This window comes from Halalkalirubrum salinum, assembly GCF_005543295.1.
Taxonomy (GTDB): domain Archaea; phylum Halobacteriota; class Halobacteria; order Halobacteriales; family Haloferacaceae; genus Halalkalirubrum; species Halalkalirubrum salinum.
The window spans coordinates 225,311-245,641 of sequence record NZ_SRSG01000059.1; the positions used below are offsets into that span (position 1 = coordinate 225,311).

The 20,331-nt window shown below is 60.3% G+C and carries 19 protein-coding genes and 1 tRNA gene; 12 read left to right on the forward strand and 8 right to left on the reverse strand.

The window, feature by feature from the left end; translation table 11 throughout:
- Window positions 1-3 precede the first annotated feature (3 nt).
- On the reverse strand, window positions 4-183 hold the full coding sequence (locus tag E5K03_RS16510) for an HVO_0416 family zinc finger protein (protein ID WP_138007893.1): 180 nt from the start codon (window positions 181-183) through the stop codon (window positions 4-6).
- 150 nt (window positions 184-333) lie between these two features.
- Between E5K03_RS16510 and E5K03_RS16515 the strand changes: the two genes are divergently transcribed.
- Window positions 334-1,110, forward strand: coding sequence for an MOSC domain-containing protein (locus tag E5K03_RS16515; RefSeq protein WP_138007894.1), 777 nt, complete (start codon window positions 334-336; stop codon window positions 1,108-1,110).
- Window positions 1,111-1,168: 58 nt separating this feature from the next.
- On the opposite strand, the gene E5K03_RS16520 is transcribed toward E5K03_RS16515, so the two are convergent.
- From E5K03_RS16520 to E5K03_RS16530, 3 genes are read right to left on the reverse strand one after another with little or no spacing between them, the layout of a single operon-like run.
- On the reverse strand, window positions 1,169-1,681 hold the full coding sequence (locus E5K03_RS16520; RefSeq protein WP_171006721.1) for a YqaA family protein: 513 nt from the start codon (window positions 1,679-1,681) through the stop codon (window positions 1,169-1,171).
- Between the two features lie 28 nt (window positions 1,682-1,709).
- Entirely contained in the window at window positions 1,710-2,132 is a 423-nt protein-coding gene (locus tag E5K03_RS16525; protein WP_138007895.1) for a GtrA family protein, read from the reverse strand.
- A 6-nt stretch (window positions 2,133-2,138) separates the two neighbouring features.
- The gene (locus E5K03_RS16530; RefSeq protein ID WP_138007896.1) at window positions 2,139-3,587 is read right to left on the reverse strand and encodes a sulfatase; all 1,449 of its coding nucleotides are present in this window, start codon (window positions 3,585-3,587) and stop codon (window positions 2,139-2,141) included.
- A 251-nt stretch (window positions 3,588-3,838) separates the two neighbouring features.
- Between E5K03_RS16530 and E5K03_RS16535 the strand changes: the two genes are divergently transcribed.
- The 6 genes from E5K03_RS16535 (at window position 3,839) to E5K03_RS16560 (ending at window position 11,778) form a co-directional block, all read left to right on the forward strand.
- Window positions 3,839-5,110 (forward strand): FAD-dependent oxidoreductase, encoded by a 1,272-nt coding sequence (locus E5K03_RS16535; RefSeq protein WP_138007897.1) that lies wholly within the window; start codon window positions 3,839-3,841, stop codon window positions 5,108-5,110.
- Between the two features lie 408 nt (window positions 5,111-5,518).
- A complete protein-coding gene (locus E5K03_RS16540) occupies window positions 5,519-6,073 on the forward strand; it encodes a ribbon-helix-helix protein, CopG family (protein WP_138007997.1) in 555 nt (184 codons plus the stop codon).
- 122 nt (window positions 6,074-6,195) lie between these two features.
- Window positions 6,196-7,431 carry an Nramp family divalent metal transporter gene (locus E5K03_RS16545; RefSeq protein WP_138007898.1) on the forward strand — a complete coding sequence of 412 codons (1,236 nt, stop codon included), beginning with the start codon at window positions 6,196-6,198 and terminating at the stop codon, window positions 7,429-7,431.
- 5 nt (window positions 7,432-7,436) lie between these two features.
- The gene (locus tag E5K03_RS16550; RefSeq protein WP_138007899.1) at window positions 7,437-9,449 is read left to right on the forward strand and encodes a hydantoinase/oxoprolinase family protein; all 2,013 of its coding nucleotides are present in this window, start codon (window positions 7,437-7,439) and stop codon (window positions 9,447-9,449) included.
- Window positions 9,446-11,065 (forward strand): hydantoinase B/oxoprolinase family protein, encoded by a 1,620-nt coding sequence (locus tag E5K03_RS16555; protein ID WP_138007900.1) that lies wholly within the window; start codon window positions 9,446-9,448, stop codon window positions 11,063-11,065. Before E5K03_RS16550 ends, E5K03_RS16555 begins: the two co-directional genes overlap by 4 nt.
- Window positions 11,062-11,778 carry a maleate cis-trans isomerase family protein gene (locus E5K03_RS16560; protein WP_138007901.1) on the forward strand — a complete coding sequence of 239 codons (717 nt, stop codon included), beginning with the start codon at window positions 11,062-11,064 and terminating at the stop codon, window positions 11,776-11,778. The genes E5K03_RS16555 and E5K03_RS16560 overlap by 4 nt, the downstream gene beginning before the upstream one ends.
- A gap of 171 nt (window positions 11,779-11,949) precedes the next feature.
- Here E5K03_RS16560 and E5K03_RS16565 read toward each other — a convergent pair whose 3' ends face one another.
- The gene (locus E5K03_RS16565; RefSeq protein WP_171006722.1) at window positions 11,950-13,854 is read right to left on the reverse strand and encodes a methyl-accepting chemotaxis protein; all 1,905 of its coding nucleotides are present in this window, start codon (window positions 13,852-13,854) and stop codon (window positions 11,950-11,952) included.
- 308 nt (window positions 13,855-14,162) lie between these two features.
- On the opposite strand from E5K03_RS16565, the gene E5K03_RS16570 reads away from it, so the two are divergent.
- Window positions 14,163-14,645 (forward strand): hypothetical protein, encoded by a 483-nt coding sequence (locus tag E5K03_RS16570; RefSeq protein ID WP_138007903.1) that lies wholly within the window; start codon window positions 14,163-14,165, stop codon window positions 14,643-14,645.
- Between the two features lie 333 nt (window positions 14,646-14,978).
- Here E5K03_RS16570 and E5K03_RS16575 read toward each other — a convergent pair.
- Window positions 14,979-15,051: transfer RNA gene (locus E5K03_RS16575), tRNA-Val, on the reverse strand.
- A gap of 102 nt (window positions 15,052-15,153) precedes the next feature.
- On the opposite strand from E5K03_RS16575, the gene E5K03_RS16580 reads away from it, so the two are divergent.
- The 3 genes from E5K03_RS16580 to E5K03_RS16590 all read left to right on the forward strand — a co-directional run bounded on the left by E5K03_RS16580 (window position 15,154) and on the right by E5K03_RS16590 (window position 18,512).
- A complete protein-coding gene (locus E5K03_RS16580; protein WP_138007904.1) occupies window positions 15,154-15,651 on the forward strand; it encodes a DUF192 domain-containing protein in 498 nt (165 codons plus the stop codon).
- 131 nt (window positions 15,652-15,782) lie between these two features.
- Complete coding sequence (locus tag E5K03_RS16585; RefSeq protein ID WP_138007905.1) at window positions 15,783-17,714, forward strand: ABC transporter ATP-binding protein; 1,932 nt, start codon at window positions 15,783-15,785, stop codon at window positions 17,712-17,714.
- A 48-nt stretch (window positions 17,715-17,762) separates the two neighbouring features.
- A complete protein-coding gene (locus E5K03_RS16590; RefSeq protein ID WP_138007906.1) occupies window positions 17,763-18,512 on the forward strand; it encodes a creatininase family protein in 750 nt (249 codons plus the stop codon).
- A 12-nt stretch (window positions 18,513-18,524) separates the two neighbouring features.
- Here E5K03_RS16590 and E5K03_RS16595 read toward each other — a convergent pair whose 3' ends face one another.
- A complete protein-coding gene (locus tag E5K03_RS16595; protein WP_138007907.1) occupies window positions 18,525-18,941 on the reverse strand; it encodes a DUF5790 family protein in 417 nt (138 codons plus the stop codon).
- Between the two features lie 137 nt (window positions 18,942-19,078).
- Window positions 19,079-19,420: a dihydroneopterin aldolase family protein gene (locus E5K03_RS16600; RefSeq protein WP_138007908.1), complete on the reverse strand. Its 342-nt coding sequence runs from the start codon at window positions 19,418-19,420 to the stop codon at window positions 19,079-19,081.
- Between the two features lie 119 nt (window positions 19,421-19,539).
- On the opposite strand from E5K03_RS16600, the gene azf reads away from it, so the two are divergent.
- Complete coding sequence (gene azf / locus E5K03_RS16605; RefSeq protein WP_138007909.1) at window positions 19,540-20,325, forward strand: NAD-dependent glucose-6-phosphate dehydrogenase Azf; 786 nt, start codon at window positions 19,540-19,542, stop codon at window positions 20,323-20,325.
- Window positions 20,326-20,331 lie beyond the last annotated feature (6 nt).

The window sequence follows — 20,331 nt, forward strand, 5'->3', positions numbered from 1 at the left end:
CGACTAAACGGGCGTCCACCCACAGACGGTACAACGTGTTGCTGTCTCATCGTGGATGCCCCCACACTCTGGGCACTGTTTTTTGTTATACGATCGCTCCCATCGCGGCGCGGATATCTCGTGGCCATTCGTTTCGAGGAACTGATCGAACAACTCGTCGTCAGTGCGCGGTGCTGAGGCCATACATGCTATGGTATGGCATACCTCTACTTAGCTGTTTGGGCGGTTCCCAAATCAAGAGAATCACTGATCGGTTCAGTACATCAAATTGCTCCGAGACGCTCGCACCCAGCTGCGGAAACGCCTAACCGCAATCAGGCGAAACAGCATACAATGGCGACACTCGAACGGCTCAGGGTATATCCAGTGAAAGGCCTCGACGGGATCGACCTCGAGGCGGCAACGGTGTTGGACGGTGGGACAATCGAACACGACCGCGAGTACGCGCTCTTCGACGAGAACAACGAGGTGTTCAACGCAAAGCGCAGCGATCGCTTTCACCGCCTCCAGATAGCCTACGACACCGACACCGGCACGCTCACGGTTCGACCGCCCGACGGCGACACACGACAGTTCAACCTCCGAGAGGATCGCGAGACCGCGAGCGAGTGGTTCAGCGGCTACTTCGGGACTGATCTCTCGCTGCGACGCGACGACGCGATCGGGTTCGTCGATCGACGGCAGATGGGCCCTTCAGTCATTAGCACCGCGACCCTCCAGACGGTCGCCTCGTGGTTTGACGACCTGACCGTCGAGAGCGTGCGGCGACGACTCCGGGCGAACATTGAGATCTCTGGCGTTGAGCCGTTCTGGGAGGACCGCTTTGTCGGCGAGCGCGCTCCATCATTTGAGATCGACGGGGTGACCGTCGAGGGCGTGACGCCGTGTGCGCGCTGTGCCGTCCCCGAACGGGACCCAGACACCGGCGAACCGCTCCCAGAGTTCCGGCAGCGATTTATCGAAAAGCGCGAGGAGACATTTCCTGAGCACGCCGATCGGGAGGCGTTCGATCACTTCTACACACTGATGCTCATTTCACGCGTCTCCGAGGCCGATCGCGGCAGCACGCTTCGGGTCGGCGATCCGGTGGCCCTCACAGACGAGCAGTAGCTGCGGTGTCGGCGATCCGGTGATGGTCGGAGATGATCTGTAGTTGCGGTGTCGGCGATCACACGATCGAGAGTGCCCCGCCCACGATCCCGATCGTCACCAGCAGCCGGCCGAGGCTCCCAAGAAACGTCGCGATCGCAAACCAGACGTAGTTCCGATCGAGCACAGCGAATGCGTAGATCGAGAGAGTATCCGGGAAAAACGGGACCGAGAGTGCGATCGCCAATCCCGCGTAGCCGTAGCGGCGTGCGAGTTGAACCGACCGTTTTTCTGACCACTCGAGAATGTTCCAGCGCGATTGCCGAAGCCATCGCGTGACCGGCCCGGCATCTTTGACCTCCTGACCGATGTGGAAAGCAAACACGCTCCCAGCGGCCTTGCCGGTCGCACTCACGAGCATAATGCACGAGAGTTGCGCCCACGTTGGAAGCCCAAGATCAAGCGGGGCTGCGAGCACGACCTCACTCGGTCCGGGCAGCGCGAACGCGATCAGAAACGAGTACACAAAAATAATAACTATCCCGGGCCAGCCGGTCGCAGATTCGACAACCGCCGTCATCTCGCCGAACATCAACGCAGTCTCCACTGTTGACGCTGACTCACCCCCAGGTCCATCTCGCGTCGAGAACGTATCGGTAGACCCCACTGACGAAGATCGCGACCGCGTTCGCGGCCAGATAGAGGAAGTTTTGCCAATCGACGAGCAGGTACAAGATCGCGAGCTGGATCGGAACCGCCGATCCGCGGACGAGATTTGTCTTTAGGAGTCCGATCGCGTACTCGAGGCGCTCTGTCTTTTTTGAGGCGCGGAACGTCCAGTAGTTGTTGAGCACGTACGAGAGGATGATTGTTACCTCGATCGCGATCGTCGCCGCGATCAGGTAGTTGACATGGGCAATGTCGACAAACAGGTAAAGGAGAACCATCTGCACGCCCGCAGCGAACACGCCGACCAAGAGGAACCGCCGCAGTCGGATCGCAACCGGCCCCTCGTATACCTCGCGAATGAAGCTCCGGATCATGTGTGGTTATTTATATCCAAGCGCTTGCAGCCGTGCGTCCAGATCCTCATCAACCGCCGCGGCGGACGGCTCTTCGTCACCCTGTGCAGCCCGATCGTGGAGTCGATCGGCGTGCGCTTTCGCAATCGGCTCAAAGCGGTCGATGACCTCGCGGCTCTCGGCGGTGTCCGCATCTGAAAGGTCCTCTTGTTGTATCGGATCCGGCGGGCGGTGATACAGCTCTTCGGCACCAGTGTCGGTGTTTTGGATGTAGATCCAATCGCGGTCGCGAACGCTCACAAGCAGGTCTCCGTCCGACAGTGCCCGCGGGATCGGCTGTGCGGTGACGTCCTCGCCACGAACCGACACCGAGACGACCGGCTCGTCTGGCGGGGCCTCTCCTTCGCAGATGCTGTCAACGAGTGACACCCCTTCCCACGCGTCTGCTCGGTCGACGGAGAGGAGCTCGGCGATCGTCGGCGGGATCGCGTCCAGGCCGACCTGCCCCTCAATGTGGCGCGCCTCAGCGTCTGGAACGTCGACGATGAACGGGACGTGAATCAGTTCGTCATACAGCTTTGGGTAGTGTGCGAGGTGGCCGTGTTCTTGGAACTCTTCGCCGTGATCGCCGGCGACGACGATCGCCGTGTTGTCGTCGAACCCCTCCGCGGAGAGCGTCTCCGTAAGCCGGCCGACACTGGCGTCGATCTGTCGGACAGCCGCCTGATACAGCGTTCGGAGGTCCGAAAGTGTCCGTTCGCCGACTTCGAGCCCGAGACCGGTTCGGGTGTGTGCGTGCAACATTCGGTGGGTTCCGAGAATGTTCGAGGAAACCTCTCGAATGTACCGCGGCGCGGGGACGTACGGGGTGTGTGCGTCCATGTAGTGGACCCACAAAAAGAACGGCCCGTCAGTCTCCTCGAGGAACTCCGCAGCAGCGTGTTCGACGTCGAACATCCGTGAGGTGTCTAGAAACGGCCGATCGTCGGTTTTACCACGGACCAACGAGTTCAGACGTCGAACTGGTGAGGTCGCGAGCTGAATCCATGCCTCGACAGTAGGGTGGGTCGCCAAATAGCGACTGTAAATACTCGACCCAACACTCGCGACGAACGGTTCGAACTCGTCGAACCCCTCGTCGTAGCCCCAGTGGGACGTCAAAAAGCCGTTCGCGGCGTTGAAGCCGCCAGTTTCGATTCCGGCATCCGAAAGTGCCTGCGCGAGTGGCGTCGATTCGGCGATTCCGATGTCGTTCGTATCTGAAAAAACGTGCCGTGAAGCGAGGATAGAAGGAAATGAGAAGGGCGTCCAGTTTCCGTTTGCGAAGGCGCGATCGAACACGGTCCCACGATCAGCAATCGAGTCCAAAACGGGCGTGTGGCGGCTGTCGTCGTACGCGCCAAGCGCGTCGGTTCGGAGCGAGTCGATCGTGATGAGAAGGACGTTCGAGACGTCCGATGTGCGGTCCGTGTTCATATGAAGGTGATGGTGACGTAGGAAGGAAGGTCGTCAGAGTCCGAGTGCGTTGTCAGGATCGACACCGTCGTGTCCACGTTGGTCCTAATAATGACAGCGTTCGTAATGATAGTTTCGATGTAGAGCACAAAACCAGCGGAGAATTCACAAGAAATTGGCCAGCAATGGCCTTTTGCGTGCAAAATCCTAACTACAAATCCGGGCGCTCGGACCGCAATATACGGTATCGGTGACGAGCGCACGACACACAGATGACCCACACGACAACCGTACTCGTTATTGGCGGTGGCGCAACCGGCGTCGGGATCGTTCGGGACCTTGCACTCAGAGGTATTGATGCGACACTCGTCGATCGCGGCGGACTCGCAAGCGGAACCTCGGGGCGGTCTCACGGCCTGTTACACAGCGGCGCGCGCTACGCAGAGGCCGATCCAAACGGTGCCAAAGAGTGTATCGAGGAAAATCGGATTCTTCGGGATATTGCGGGTGAATGCATTCGCGACAGCAGCGGGCTGTTTGTCGAGCTTTCAGAAGACGATTCGGCGTACTTCGAATCAAAGCTGGATGCGTGTCACGATCTTGGGATCCCGGCGACCGAGCTGACCGGCACGGAGGCCAGAGCACGCGTGGCCGATCTCTCCGAGACGGTCCAGCGGGGCTTTGCCGTTCCGGACGGCGTCGTCTACCCGTCTCGGCTCGTCGCAGCGACAGCCGGAGATGCAGTCGAACACGGAGCGACGATCCACACACACGCGCCGGTCGAAGGGATAACGACGACCGCCGGCGACGATCGACGAATCCAATCAGTCGCAGTGGGCGGGACCGTGGATGACGAAATCCGTGCGGAGATCGTCGTCAACGCCGCCGGTGCGTGGGCTGAAGGCTGCGCAGCGATGGCTGACGTGTCGGTGCCAATGCGCCCGACAAAAGGCGTCATGGTGGCCGTTCCGTACGAAGGGATCGAGCCAGTCCTCAACCGCTGTCGACCGCCAGCCGACGGCGACATCATTATCCCGCATGACGAGCAGGTGATCCTGGGAACAACAAGCGTGGCGGTCGACGATCCCGACGAGTACGCTACCGACGCTGCTGAGATCGAGTTGATGTTCGACGAGTGCGCTGCGATGGTGCCCGCGCTTAAGCGCCGTAGCGCTGTCCGGCCCTACTGGGGCGTCAGACCACTGTACGCGCTCGATGAGGACGATCGAGGCACCGTTGACGAAGGAACTGGCGACGCCCGAGGCATCTCGCGGGATTTCACCCTCCTCGATCATCGGAAAGATGGCGTCGAAAACTTCCTGACGATCGTCGGCGGCAAACTCACCACCCACCGCCAGATGGCAGCGGCCGTCGCCGATCGTATTGCCGATCGTCTCGGGGTGACGACTGCGTGTCGGACCGCTGAGCAACCGCTCGCAGCCGCAGACGACCCGGCAGCGATCGATGCACTTGTCGATCAGTTTGACGCGCGATCGCCCGCCGACGAGGACGTTCTCACGCACCCGGAGCACATAGAGACCTGAATGACACAATGAAGCACATAGAGACCTAAATGACACAATGAAGCACATAGAGACCTGAATGACACAATGAAGCACATAAAGACCTGAATGACACAATGAATATCTGACGTCCAACTGTTTGCGGGCGTTACGATCTCCTTGCGCACGCGAGACCGGAGCCCGCACAACCGAACAATGTGCGCGGCGGGGACCCCGGTCACCAGAATGACAGCACGAAAAACTCGTGTCGTAAGTGGCGTAAAAGCGTCGAGCGCATTGGAAGCGTCGATAGCGCGGACTGTTGAGGAATCTGTATTCTATACTTTGTATGTTCGCGTTACCAGCACGATCGGCAGCCGGATTGGATATGTAGTCAAAAAATTGTCCATTTGCATGAACTATACCAGTCCGGAGTACATCCAGCAGGGTATGACACAACGCGTCACTGTCTCGCTCGACGACGATTCGAAGACGTCACTTGAGAGGCTCAGTACTGAAACGGGCAACGGACAAAGCGAAGTTATCCGCCGTGCACTGGCATTTTACGCGGCGAACTTCGGGGCGGCAAAAGTCCAACCAAGTGATAACTTAGAACAGTACTACCAGATGCTCTCGTCTGGCGAGCACATTCTGTTAGATGTCGACTTCCTACACGCCTTCCTCGAACACGTCTACGATCGTGATGGGCCCGATCCGTCGTTCGTCGAGGCCGCCGATCGGGTCTCAGACTATCACGCTTGTGAGTACGCAGAACGATTCGACGACATCGGAGACGTACTCGAGTGGCTCTCGTTCTGTGGGTTTCTTGCGGTTCGACACGAAGATGACGGAGTGTATCACGTCGTGTTCCCATCTGAGCCGGTTCGCTGGTTCATGTCGCGATTTATTGAGCGCAGCACAGCCGAGTTACCGACCGACATCAGGATCGAGCCGGGCGTTTCAAAAGCGATCATTACCGAGCGTCCGGCGGCGGATACAGTGTGATGTGTCACCTCATACCATTTCATACGGTTTCACACCAGCTTTTTTGATCGCCCCACCGCGTATGAGGAATGCTTAACAACTTTTTTACAAAACACAGCGAGGCTTGTGAGTGGATAACGAATATGTCACTCACAGATCGTCTGAAATCGGTTGGACCCGGTGCATTAGTCGCAGCGGCGTTCATCGGACCCGGAACCGTCACGACAGCAAGCGTCATTGGCGCAGAATACGCCTACGTACTACTTTGGACAATCGTCTTCTCGATTTTGGCGACCATGGTGCTCCAAGAGATGAGCGCCCGATTGGGGTTGATTACCCAGCAAGGCCTAGGTGAGGCGTTGCGCAAGCAGTTCGACAATCCCGTGTTGAGCGCGATCGCGGTCGGGCTGGTGGTGACGGCGATCGGTATTGGCACAGCTGCGTTTCAGACCGGAAACATCACCGGCGGTGCAGCGGGACTCACGACGATCACCGGCGTGGGAGAGAACGTCTGGGGCCCGGTTATTGGGCTCGTCGCCGGGGCGTTACTGTTCACTGCCAATTACAAGCTCATCGAGCGGGTCTTTATCGGGCTCGTGGTGGTGATGGGGCTTGCATTCGTCGTGAACGCAATCGCCGTTCGACCCGACTTCGGCGCGCTGAGTGTCGGGCTCGTCCCCACAATACCGGACGGTTCGGCGCTGCTGATTGCCGGACTTATTGGTACGACGGTCGTAGGATACAACCTCTTTCTGCATGCGAGTACGGTCCAAGAGAAGTGGAGCGATCCGGATGACCTCAAGGAGGTCCAGTACGACACGATCCTTCTCGTCGCGGTCGGCGGGCTAATTACCATGGCAATCGTCATCACCGCTGCGGCAGTGTTCCCGGAGGGCACCACGATCGCAGATGTCGGCGAAATGGCCGACCAGCTCGAGCCGGTCATGGGAGGATATGCGCTGACGTTCTTCGCGATCGGCTTATTCGCGGCTGGCTTTACGAGTGCAATGAGCGCACCGCTCGCCGGGGCATACGCCACAGCGGGTGCACTCGGCTGGGAGCGGGACCTCAAATCTACTCGATTCAGGGCAATCTGGATGACGATCCTCGGGGTCGGTATTATTTTCTCCGGGATGGGTTTCAACCCGGTGGAAGTCATTCTTCTCGCACAGGTTGCGAACGGGCTGCTGTTGCCTATTCTCGCGATCTTCCTAATCTACGCGATGAACAACGAGGCGTTGCTCGGTGAGCACACGAACTCTCCTGTGCAAAACGTGCTCGGGGGTATCGTCACGCTGGTCGCGATCATGATCAGCGTGTTGACACTCAACGACAATCTTCCGGCGTTTATTGAGGTTCTGACTGGATTACTCGGATAATCAGTATGCAAAAAGAAACCGCGATCGGCGTCGACGTCGGCGGCACGTTCACCGACGTGGCGTTGTCAGTAGACGATCGACTCGTAACGGCGAAAGTACCGACGACCGACGACCAGAGCGTCGGCGTCTTAGCGGGGATCGCGAAAGCCTGCGAGACGGCCGGAATCGATCCGAGCGATCTCGACGAGTTCGCCCACGCGATGACCGTATCGGTCAATGCCCTGCTCGAGCGTGGTGGCGCGAAGACTGCACTCGTGACGACCGAGGGCTTTCGAGATGTCTTAGAGATTGGCCGGCAGGACCGACCAGACTTGTACGATCTCGAGGTAGAGAAACCGGAACCGCTCGTCCCGCGACGACGACGATTCGAGGTCGACGAGCGAACCACGGCCGAGGGCGTCGAACAGCCGGTCGATCCCGACGCAGTGCGTTCGCTCGCGGCGACTCTCAGAGCACAGGACATCGAGGCCGTCGCCGTCTCCCTGCTGCACGCCTACGCAGATCCCACGAACGAGGCAGTCGTTACTGAGATCCTTCGAAAAGAACTCGACGTCCCAGTTTCGGCCTCCCACGAGGTGCTCGCAGAATTCCGTGAGTACGAGCGTACTTCGACGACAGCCGTCGACGCCTACGTTCGACCGGCGATCGACAGCTACGTCGGCCGACTGGTCGAAGAAGCACAAGCGTCGGGGATTCCTGCACCGAAGATCATGCAGGCCAACGGCGGGATCGCCGATCCCGAAACGGTCCGTAAACACGCCGTGACGACGACGCTTTCGGGCCCCGCAGCCGGCGTTGTCGGCGCTGCGGCGACCGTCGACGACACCGACGTCGAGGGACTCGTCACGTTCGACATGGGCGGGACCTCAAGCGACGTCAGTCTCGTCCGGGACGGCGACGCAGAACGGACGACTGATTCTGAGATCGCGGGCATCCCGATCCGCACGCCAATGGTCGACGTCAACACCGTCGGCGCGGGCGGCGGTTCCATCGCCTGGGTCGACACCGGTGGGGCGTTGCGTGTCGGCCCCCGATCTGCGGGTGCCAATCCCGGCCCCGCCTGCTACGGACGTGGGGGAACGGAAGCGACGGTGACCGACGCTAACGTCGTGCTCGGCTACATCGGAGCCGAGACTGCTCTCGGTGGCGAGATGACGCTCGACGTCACGGCTGCCCGCGATGCGCTCGAGGCACTCGCTGCGGAAGCGGGACTCGGGGGCGCACTCGAGGCAGCCCAGGGCGTCTACCGCGTCGCCAACGCGACAATGACCCGGACGATCCGATCGGTGACCGTCGAGCGAGGGCACGACCCGCGCGAGTTCGCGCTCGTCGCCTTCGGGGGGGCCGGCCCAATGCACGCAACCGCACTCGCGGAGGCGCTCGAGATCGACCGCGTTGTCGTTCCTCGACCCAGCGGTGTGCTTTCGGCGTTCGGGCTGCTGGCGGCCGACGAGAGCTACGACGCCGTGCGGACAGTAGGTGTTGAGCTGTCCACGGCCGATCGCGACCGACTCGATCGTGTGTACGACGATCTCGTTTCTGACGTCCTCGCAGACGTTTCAGACCGTGACACGGCGGTCGTTTCACGTGCCGCTGACTGTCGATACGCCGGGCAGAGCTTCGAGTTGACAGTTCCTGTCGACGAGACGCTCGACATGTCAGCAATTCGAGAGCGATTTCAGGAGGCCCACGATCGGGCCTACGGCTACACGATGCAAGCGGAGATTGAGATCGTCAATCTGCGAACAACGGCGACGGTCGAAGGAGCTGAACCGGTCGTCCGTCACGACGGTAATGGAGACGCCGTACTCGGCAGTCGAGAAGCACACTTCCCAGATGTCGGTCCCAGAGAAACAGCCGTGTACGATCGCGACCGACTGGAGAGCGGGACGACGATCACCGGGCCAGCAGTGTTAGAACAGGCAGAGAGTACGACCGTCATGCCACCCTCTTGGGTGGGTGATGTGCTCGCGGACGGAACGCTCGTTATGCGCCAGGAGGATATACGCAACCGATGACGAACAGAACCGACGACCGAATCGATCCGATCACGCTCGAGGTGTTGCGCAACCAGTTCGAAAGCGCCGCCGAAGAGATGGGACAAACCCTGATTCGTGGGGCGTACTCACCAAATATCAAAGAACGGCGAGACTGCTCGACCGCACTGTTCGACGCGGCGGGCCGGATGATCGCGCAGGCCGAACACATCCCGGTGCATCTCGGTGCGATGCCACAGGCCGTCGACGCCGTCAAAACGTACGATCCTGAACCGGGCGACGTCTTTGTGCTCAACGATCCCTTCAGCGGAGGCACCCACTTGCCGGACGTGACGATGGTCTCACCGCTTGCACCCGAGGGTGAGATTGTCGGGTACGCTGTCTCGAGAGCCCACCACGCAGACGTCGGCGGGATGACCCCCGGAAGTATGCCCGCCGGTGCACGCGAGATCTATCAGGAAGGGCTTCGCATTCCACCGATTCGTCTCGTCGAAAACGGCGAGATTCGCGAAGACGTTCGCTCGCTCGTGCTCGCGAACGTGCGAAATCCTAGCGAACGAAAGGCAGACTTCCGTGCGCAGCTGGCGGCGAACGAACGCGCGGAGGTCCGCCTCGCGTCGCTGTTCGACGAACACGGACGCGAGACCGTCATCGACGGGTTCGATGCCTTGATCGAGTACTCTCGCGAGCGGATCGTCCGCGAGATCGAGGCGCTTCCGGATGGAACGTACAAGGCGACGGATCTCCTCGAGGGTGACGGGCTCACAGACGAGGACATCGAGATCGCCGTGACAGTAACTATCGACGGCGACACGATCGACGTCGACTTCACCGGAACGGCCGACCAGGTCAGCGGCAACCTCAACGCACCCCTTGCGGTCGCGATGAGCGCAGTTTACTTTGTCGTTCGCTGTGTCACAGATCCCGAAATTCCGCCGAATCACGGCTGTTATGAGCCCATCACAGTCGAGGCGCCGAAGGGATCGTTGCTCAATCCCGAGCCACCGGCGGCGGTTGTCGGCGGGAACGTCGAGACCAGCCAACGGGTCACCGACGTTGTCTTCACAGCGCTCGCAGCAGCTGCCCCCGGCCGCGTTCCCGCACAGAGTCAGGGCACGATGAACAACCTGACGATCGGCGCACGGGACGGCTCTTTTACCTACTACGAGACGATCGGCGGTGGCTTCGGTGCGCGTGCAAACAAAGACGGGATGGACGGCGTGCAGGTTGGGATGACGAACACGCTCAACACGCCCATCGAGTCGATCGAGACGGAGTACCCCTTGCGGGTCGAACGGTATGCGTTCAGGCCGAACAGCGGCGGTCGCGGCCAGTTCCGTGGCGGGCTCGGCATCGAGCGAACCGTTACCGTCGAGCGAGACGCGACGATTTCGCTTTTGACCGAACGTCGTCGCCACGCGCCGAAAGGCGTCGACGGCGGCAAAGACGGGGGGCTGGGAGCGAATCTGATCGACGACGAGCCGGTCGCAGCCAAGACAACTGTCGACGTCGAGGCGGGGACCACAGTAACGGTTAGAACCCCCGGTGGCGGCGGCCATGGCGACCCCAACGATCGTGACGAAAAGGCGAGGGCGGCCGACCACGCAGACGGAAAGCGAACCGAAGGTGATCAATGATCGACGACGACTCACGGGGTCGACTTGGCCTGGTGGTCCCCTCTTCAAACACGACCGCAGAGGTCGAGTTTTCCCAATACACCCCCGAAGGTGTCTCGATTCACGCGGCACGAATGCCGCTCGAGTCAGTCACGGTCGACGAACTCGATTCGATGAGTGCGGATGCGTCCCGGGCAGCCGAGCTACTGGGGCACGCCAACGTTGACGTCGTCGCGTACGCCTGTACAACCGGGAGCCTTCTCCACGGCCCCGGGTTCGACGCCGAGTTGGAGGAGGCGCTTTCGGCCGCAGCCGGTGTTCCGGCAGTTGCCACGGCCCGCTCGGTCGTCCGAGCTCTCAACACCCTCGGAGCCGAACGAATCGCTGTCGCAACGCCGTATACCGCTGATCTCGACGAGCGAGAACGAGACTTCCTCGAGGCGGCTGGCTTCGAGATCGTCGCGATGGATGGCCGCGCGATCGAGGCGAACACGGAAATCGGTGCGCTCGGACCCGGCGACGCACACAACCAGGTGGTGATACTCTCGGAGACGACCGGAAGCGTCGATGCCATCTTCGTCTCCTGTACGAACTATCGGGCTATCGATGCGGTCGAGTCCCTCGAGTCAGAACTTGAGATCCCGGTGATAACGAGCAACAGTGCGACGCTATGGGATGCGTGTCGCGTCTCGTCGATCGCCACGGACGGAGCGGGAGTACTGTTCGATCACTAACAGAAATAGCCGACCACAGATCGGACAACCCGCGTCGTTTGTAGACCCTCAGCCTCCGTCACCGAGCCAGAACGGTCTGGCGAACAACCGGTTCTGGCTGGCGAACGAAACGCAACACGAGTCGTGGACACAAGGAGCCGCCGATGGTGGTGAGGGAGAGCGGTTTGATTTTCAGTGTGTCGAGCCACCGTCGGGGCGAGCCGGAGCCGACGGTGCGTCGACAGCTCTCGCGGTGGGCGTCTCAACGTCTACGGTATCAAACCGATCGAGCTCTGCCTGCAGCGTGCCAGTCTGATCACCGAGTGCGGTGAGCTCTTCGCGCATGTCGGCGATCGCCTGGGCGGTCTGTTCGGAGGAGGCCGCGGCCGTATCGCTCTCGTCGGCGATAGCTCGCGCTTGGTCGGCAACGCTGACGATCGCGTGTGTCACTTCCTCGGCGGTCGCGGCACCGTCATCGGTTGCACGGGCAACCTCCTCCATCGAGACTTCGAGCCCAGACATCGAGTCTGCAACGGATTCGAATACTTCGCCGGCATCGTCGACCGACCGACGGCCGTCGTCGATCAGCGATCGGAGATCGTCGATGTCGTTTCGGACGCCCGTCACCTCCTCGAGGGTTCCTTCGACGTCCCCACGGATAGTGGCAGAGTGGTCTTGGGTCTGGTCGGCGAGCTTTTTGACCTCGTCGGCCACGACGGCGAATCCATCGCCGGCACCGCCTTCGGTCGATCCACTCGCGCGTGCGGCCTCGATGTTCGCGTTCAACGCGAGGATGTTCGTTTGTTCAGCGATGTCGTCGATGAGCGCTGTCGCGTCCGACACAGAATCCATTCGGGTGTCGACCGCCTCGATCAGTTCGACGAGCGCACTCACGTGGGTGTCGACATCGTCCATCACGTCGATCGCGGCCTGGATCTGTTCTGTGCCGTCGTCTGTTATTTCTGCCGTGCGACTAGACTCCGCGGAGACCTCCTCAGCACTGGAGGCAATCTCTTCGATCGCCGCCGAGAGGTCACTCATCTCGTCGCTCGCGGACTCGAGTCCTTCGACCTGTTCGCGGAGTCGATCCGAGAGCTCGCGGACGTCTTCGGCCTGTTCGCGCTGTGTGCGTTCGAGCCGTTCGGCGCGATTGCGCGCCGATTCGGTGGTTGACTCGACGCTGTCGGCGAACCGACGGAGTTCGGTAATGACTGTCGAGAGGTCATGAGTCATGTCAGTGTACGCGCTGCTGACCTGTTGCATCGCATCGATATCGCTGTCGCGTGGCGGACGTTGTGTCAAATCTCGGTTTGCGACAGCCGACAGCGCGTCGGCCATGATCGCTGCTTCTGCCCGAAGCGTCTCGTTGAGTGCACCCATCTGTTCGCGCTGGGCTTCAGCCTCCTCACGAGCGGCGGCGACTTCCCGCTGTTTCGCTTCGAGCGCTTCGATGTCTGCGACGCGATCGTCGAGATCGCTGTGGGTCGCTTCGAGCGACTGCCAGTTGAACAGGATTGCAATGGCCAACCCAGAGACGAACACGGCGTGGATAAGCCCCCAGATCGCAGGGTTCTCGATCGCAGCCGGGTGGTTGAACACCGCGATGTGTCCGAACAGTCCGAAGATGCTGTGTTGGGCGGCGACGTAGCCGATCGAGACGGCAAACGGCACCCAGTCTTCATACAGTGCCACGACGCCAACGCCAACGAAGTACACGAAGTGCGCTTCGATGAACCCGCCCGAAAAGTATGCCAGCACCGCCGCACAGGTCATGAATCCAAGCGATGCGAACGACGATCGAATCCGCCGTGGGAGTTGTGGAATTGCGGCCACCACGACAAATCCAGCGATAATGCCGATGCCGACGATCGCGTTGACGAGCGGGATTACCGGGAACTCAGCTCCGGTTACGGGTTCCACCCCGACGAGTCTACTCAAGAGGAACAAAAACGGGATGTGCAGGGCGATGACTGCCAGTATGACTCGATGGCGCGTCTGAAACGATGCGTCCGTGATCCGTGTCCCGTCTGGAATCCGTCGGATGAAGGTTCGTACCTTCGATAGTGGCGGTTCGGTTTCGGTGGCAGACTCACTCATCATTCAATTACTGCTGGATCCGCCATCGGGTCATATATATTTACGGCTGGGATTATTATATCTGATATCGCCTTCCAACACACAGCAGAAGCCAACATAAAGAGTACCGACGGATTTCTGACTTGTTGTAAAGTACGATACGTTCCGTGTTGACTACGCATCACGCGGGTGAAAATAATCTCACGAAGCGGTTGTGGACAACATATTTGTAGGTGTTTGCCGTGGACATTACGTTATGAGAATCTCGCCGCGAGTACAACCTGGAGACACCTCGACAAATTATAGCATGATTCCGGGAGCGTGAACGGATGAGCCACCCAACCAGCTTCCGGCATGCGCTTTGGGATGGACTCCGGACGATCTATCGAGGAATCAGACGGACCGTCGCAACCGACAAAGAGCACAGCGGACCGGCATTTGTAGTGTCGGCGAATCTTCCCGACGTGGAGGCTGCGCTCGGTCGGCAGTATTTTGCGCCAAACTGGGCGTTCTCGTACAACAAGCGGGGCGAGGAGTTGAACCTCGCACGAATCGTGCACAATCGCCGTGAAATCAACCAGCACGAGTACATCTGGTGGCAGACACACGTTCGCGGCTGGATCCAGGATGATGGATCGGTCCGGCTTCGATCGCACTACGAGCTCGAGCCGACAGCGTACGATCAAGACCACCTTGACGGAATCGGCCTCGACGTCGACGCGGGTACCGATATTCTTGCCGAGGTGCTAGACGAAGAGGGGCTGTCCTACGAGTACTACGAGGATCTGCCCGCCGGTGGGCTGTCGAGATGAGTACCTACTCGTGAATTTTTGCGGTGAAAAATTGAACGCGACGAGATTAAACGGGGACATTGTTCGCGGTGAAATCAACCGGGAAACTCGATCGATCGAGACCGCTAGGTAGCTTGCTTCGCTGGTTGGTGTGAAAACGGGCGGAATCGAACCTCACTCCCCACTTGGTTTGCTGGTGGGTGGGTTCGGGCGGAATCGAACCTCACTCTTCACTTGGTTTGCTGGTGGGTGGGTTCGGGCGGAATCGAACCTCACTCGCAGCACAGCTGCTCGCTGGCTCGATTCCGCCCTCACAATTGCTCACACACGGCTCGCTTCGCTCGCCGGTGTGAGTGGGTTCGGGCGGAATCGAACCGCCGATCTCGTCCTTGTAAGGGACACGTCATAACCACTAGACCACGAACCCTGTACCCGTCGTACCCTGTCCGAACGAATAACGCTTTCTTTCTCCCCGGCCGAAACCGACAGCGGCGAAACCGCTATCTGATCGTCGACCCTCAAACAGACCGTGAACGCGCGCCAGACGATCGTCGCCATCCTCCTCATCGCCGCGATCGGTGGCTACGCCGCCTACAGCCTCGGATTCATCGCCGGCGGCGACTACGAGTGGACGACCGTCGAAATCGAAGACTCAGAAACCGGCGATCGCCTCGCAACGGTCGACGCCCGAGTCGCTGACGACTTCGCGAAACGCTACACAGGATTGAGCGACACCGCGTCGCTTGAGGAAAACGAGGGCATGCTGTTCGTTCACGACGAGACTGACTCACACACGTACGTCATGCGAGACATGGACTTCCCGCTCGACATCATCTTCATCGACGCCGACGGCCAGATCACCGAGATCCACTCCGCGCCGACTGAACCCGACGCTGATTCACTAACCGAATACCGCGGCGAGGGAATGTACGTGTTAGAGGTGAACGAAGGGTTCGCCGAACGCCACAACGTCTCGGTTGGCAATCGTGTCCAGATCGATCTTGACGAGCGACGTGACGATCGATAGCGCTTCGAAGAGCAGCACAGCGATCGATAGCGCTCACCGGCCGTCTCGCTCATCACGTAACGGCAATTGTGTCTGCTACTATTTCGATTCGAAGCGAATACTCTTGCAGGAGAGGCGCTAAACGGGGTGTAATGAGTAGCATCGACTGGGAGAAGGATGATCCGTTCGAGGATCAGCGCGAGTCGGTCGAAAAGCCGATGAAACGGCTATTGTTCGAGTATGGCCGCCCGCACTGGTTTTCGGTCGCTGCGGGAATCTCCGCGAGTATCCTCGCCCGGATCCTTGACCTTCTGCCACCGCTTTTGCTCGGCATCGCGATCGACGGCATCTTCCTCAACAACGAGCCGTTCGCGCTGCCGTTGGTCCCTGAAGCATGGCTCCCGGCAACCGAATCCGAACAGTTCATGTTGACTGTCGGAATTATTGCCGGCTCGTTCCTCGTTGGCGCAGCGTTCCACTGGATCCGCAACTGGGGATTCAACGCGTTCGCCCAGAACATCCAACACGAGGTTCGAACCGACACCTACGACAAGATCCAGCGACTCGACATGGAGTTCTTCGCCGACAAACAAACCGGTGAAATGATGTCGATCCTCTCGAACGACGTCAACCAGCTCGAACGATTCCTCAACGACGGGCTGAACTCCTCGTTCCGCCTCGGCGTGATGGTCCTCGGGATCGCCGTCATCCTCGTCTCGTTGAACCCACAGCTGGCACTCGTCGCGATGTCACCGGTCCCGCTCATCGCCGTGTTCACCTACGTGTTCGTCAAGCGAATCCAGCCGAAGTACGCCGCCGTTCGATCGAGCGTCGGAAAGGTGAACTCCAGACTGGAAAACAACCTTGGTGGGATCCAGGTCATCAAGTCCTCGAACACCGAGAACTTCGAATCCGATCGCGTCGACGACGTCTCACAGAAGTACTTCGACACGAACTGGGGGGCGATCGCAATCCGGATCAAGTTCTTCCCCGGCCTGCAACTCATCTCTGGAATCGGCTTCGTGCTCACGTTCCTCGTCGGCGGCTACTGGGTGTTTACCGGGGCTGGCCCGGGGCCGTTCACCGGCACGCTCAACGAGGGTGCGTTCGTGACGTTTATCCTGTTGACCCAACAGCTCGTCTGGCCGATGGCCCAGTTCGGCCAGATCATCAACATGTACCAGCGGGCGGAGGCCTCCGCCGAGCGGATCTTCGGATTGATGGACGAAGAGGGACGAATCGAATCCGAGACGGACGTCAACAATCTCGTCATCAGCGACGGCACCGTCACGTACGACGACGTATCGTTCAGCTACACTGACGGCGAGCAGATCCTCGAAGACGTGTCCTTCAGGGTTGACGGCGGCGACACGCTCGCGCTCGTCGGGCCCACGGGCGCGGGCAAATCGACCGTCCTCAAGCTGTTGCTCCGGCTGTACGACGCCGACGAGGGGACGATCGCGATCGACGGCCAGGACGTGACCGACGTGCGGCTGTCGAGTCTCAGACAGTCCATGGGCTACGTGGGACAGGACTCGTACCTGTTTTACGGGACCGTCGAGGACAACATCGCCTACGGCACCTTCGACGCCGACGAGGACGCGATCGTCGAGGCAGCCAAGGCCGCCGAAGCCCACGAGTTCATCACGAACCTCCCAGAGGGCTACGACACGATGGTCGGCGAGCGCGGCGTGAAGCTCTCTGGCGGGCAGCGCCAGCGCGTCGCGATCGCCCGGGCAATCCTGAAAGATCCCGACATTCTCGTCCTCGACGAGGCGACCTCCGACGTGGACACCGAGACCGAGATGCTGATCCAACGCAGTCTCGACGACCTCACCGCAGACCGGACCACGTTTGCGATCGCCCACCGACTGTCGACGATCAAAGACGCTGATACGATTGTCGTCCTCGAAGACGGCCAAATCGTCGAGCGCGGCAGCCACGACGCGTTGCTCGACAACGACGGACTGTACGCGCACCTGTGGGGCGTTCAGGCCGGCGAGATCGACTCGCTGCCTCAGGAGTTCATCGAACGGGCCGCCCGCCGGCAGGCACGCACCGAAGTCGATGCTGACGACGACTGACCGCCACCGAGCGGCGAAATTGAAGTGCCCGCCGATCGATCGTCCTGTATGAAGCTGACAGAGGCGACGTGGACGGACGTCCGCGACGCCGACCCTACACTCGGGATGATTCCAGTCGGGAGCACCGAACAACACGGGCCACACGCACCGCTCGGCACTGATCTGTTGCACGCCGAGTCAGTCGCCGAGGCGGCGGCCGATCAGTACTGCGAACAGACGGGTTCGCCGGTCGCCGTTGCGCCACCGATTCCGATCGGTATCGCCGAGGAACACCGCCGTTTCGACGGCACGCTCTGGGTCTCTCCTGACACCTTCCGGGCGTACGTCCGCGAAACCGCTGCGAGCATGGCGTTTCACGGAATCGATCGGCTCGTCATCGTCAACGGCCACGGTGGCAACATCGACGCGCTGGCGGAGACCGCAGCCACGGTATCACGCCACGAAGATGCCTACGCCGTCGCGTTCACGTGGTTCAACGCGGTCGGCGAGCACACGAAGCGGATGGGCCACGCCGGGCCGCTGGAGACGGGACTGTTGCGACATACCCATCCGGAACTGGTGCGAGAGGATCGCGTCGAGGAGGCGGCTGCGGACGGAAGCGATCGGTGGGGCGAGTGGGTTGCCGGCGTCAATCTGGCACACGACTCCAGTGAGTTCACCGACTCGGGAGTCGTCGGCGATCCGAGTGAGGGTGACCCAGCACTCGGCGAAGAATTGTTAGAAAGCGCGGCTGACGCACTCGTCGAACTGTTAGCTGCGGTCAAAAATCGCGACGTCGATCGGTATCCGGTCGGGTGAGCGCACGCAGTATTACGCGTCGTCGTCGTCCGCCCCATCGGCGTGGGCCTCGTCCAATGCGCCCTTGAGCTGTGGCACGGTCCCCGCGAGCGTGGCGACCTGTTCTCGGGTCGTTTCGATCTGTTCGAACAACGACTCAACGGTCTCCAGCTCGGCTTCGAGGTCCTCTGCATCCTCGAAGGCGTCCGCACGCTCGCCGATCGCGTACCACTTTTTGGCCTGTCGGAGTTCGTCAGCGGCGTCGCCGAGATCGAGCGATCCCTTTAGCGCGTTCAGCGCACCCAACACGTTGTCGGCTTCGACGGCCCAGAAGTCCTCGGTCGTCGGCAGGGCGGCCTTTGCCGCGTCGAGGTGGTCCTCGACGTCGCCGCGCATCTCGTTTGCAGCCTCGCTGAACAGCTCGTCGTCGTCGAACGTCGCTTGGCTCATACGCGAGTATTCGACCGCTCGCCGTTTAAACCCGATCCCAAAAGCGAAAGTGAAATATAAGCAATCGAGCCGAGAGACTGCCTTTCGGACGCGGTCGACCGATCAGTTTCAGTTCGGTGCCTCGGCGATCATCGTGATTATTCTTCGACTGCAACGAGTTTCATCAACGGATACCCTTCCTCCATTTCCATCCGCGTCCGAACGGTCGTCCCCTCGCGTTCGATCCGCATCTCGACCTCCATGAGTGAGCCAGTCAGTTCGGTATAACCGTTTTCGTGGCCGATCGCTGCCGCGACAGCCTCGTCGTCGATTTCGACGGTAACGGACGCACAGAACGGCTGGTTTTCGATCGATTCGGCCATCGCACGCTCGAGGCTTCGGGTACTGTCGGGGCTGACGGGCGTGCCCGCAAACTGGTGGTACAGCGATCCAAACTTGATTCCTGCTTCGAAACACGCCTGCTCGCGATCGGTTGGCATGTGCGATGTTTCACCTGCGGCCGTTAATCGGTGTCGACCGGGCCGAAGATGATGCCTCCCAGAGGTACACAGAAGAAAACCGCGTCTTACTTACGCTCGCTCGACGGTTAGACGAACGAATGGATCGACCAGTCCTGCTCACCGGGGCCGGCGGACGCGTCGGACAGGCCATTTTGCAGCACCTCGGTGACGCGTACGACTGGCGATTGCTCGACCGCGAGCCCTTGACCGACAAGAAACTGCCCGACGGAGTCGATCGATCGGCGGTAACGGTCGCTGACGTCACCGATCGGCGCGCGATCAAAGACGCGATGGCTGGCGTAGGTGTCGTGATTCACCTCGCGGGCGACCCACGGAAGACGGCACCGTGGACGAGCGTACTAAAAAACAACATCGATGGCACGCAGGCGATCTACGAGGCAGCCCACAATGCGGGTGTCGAAAAGATCGCGTTTGCCTCGTCGAACCACGCGGTGGGTGCGTACGAGACTGAGGAACGAACACCGGATCTGTACCGTGAGACCGACGAGTACCGTCTTGACGGCACCGAACTGCCCAGACCGGGTAATCTCTACGGCGTCTCGAAGGCGACCGGGGAGTTCCTCGGTCGATACTATTACGACGAGTACGGCCTCTCGACGGTCGCGGTCCGGATCGGTAATCTCACCAAAGAACACCCGCCGCGGAACTACGAGCGCGGGCAGGCAATGTGGCTCTCTCACCGTGACTGTGCACACCTATTCGAACGGTGTATCCTCGCGGACTACGGCTTCGAAATCGTCTACGGGATCTCCGATAACGATCGAAAGTACTACTCGATCGATCGTGCCCGAGAGATACTCGGGTACGATCCACAGGATAACTCCGCGGCGTACCATCTTGACGGAACACCAAGAGAGCAGTGAGTCGAA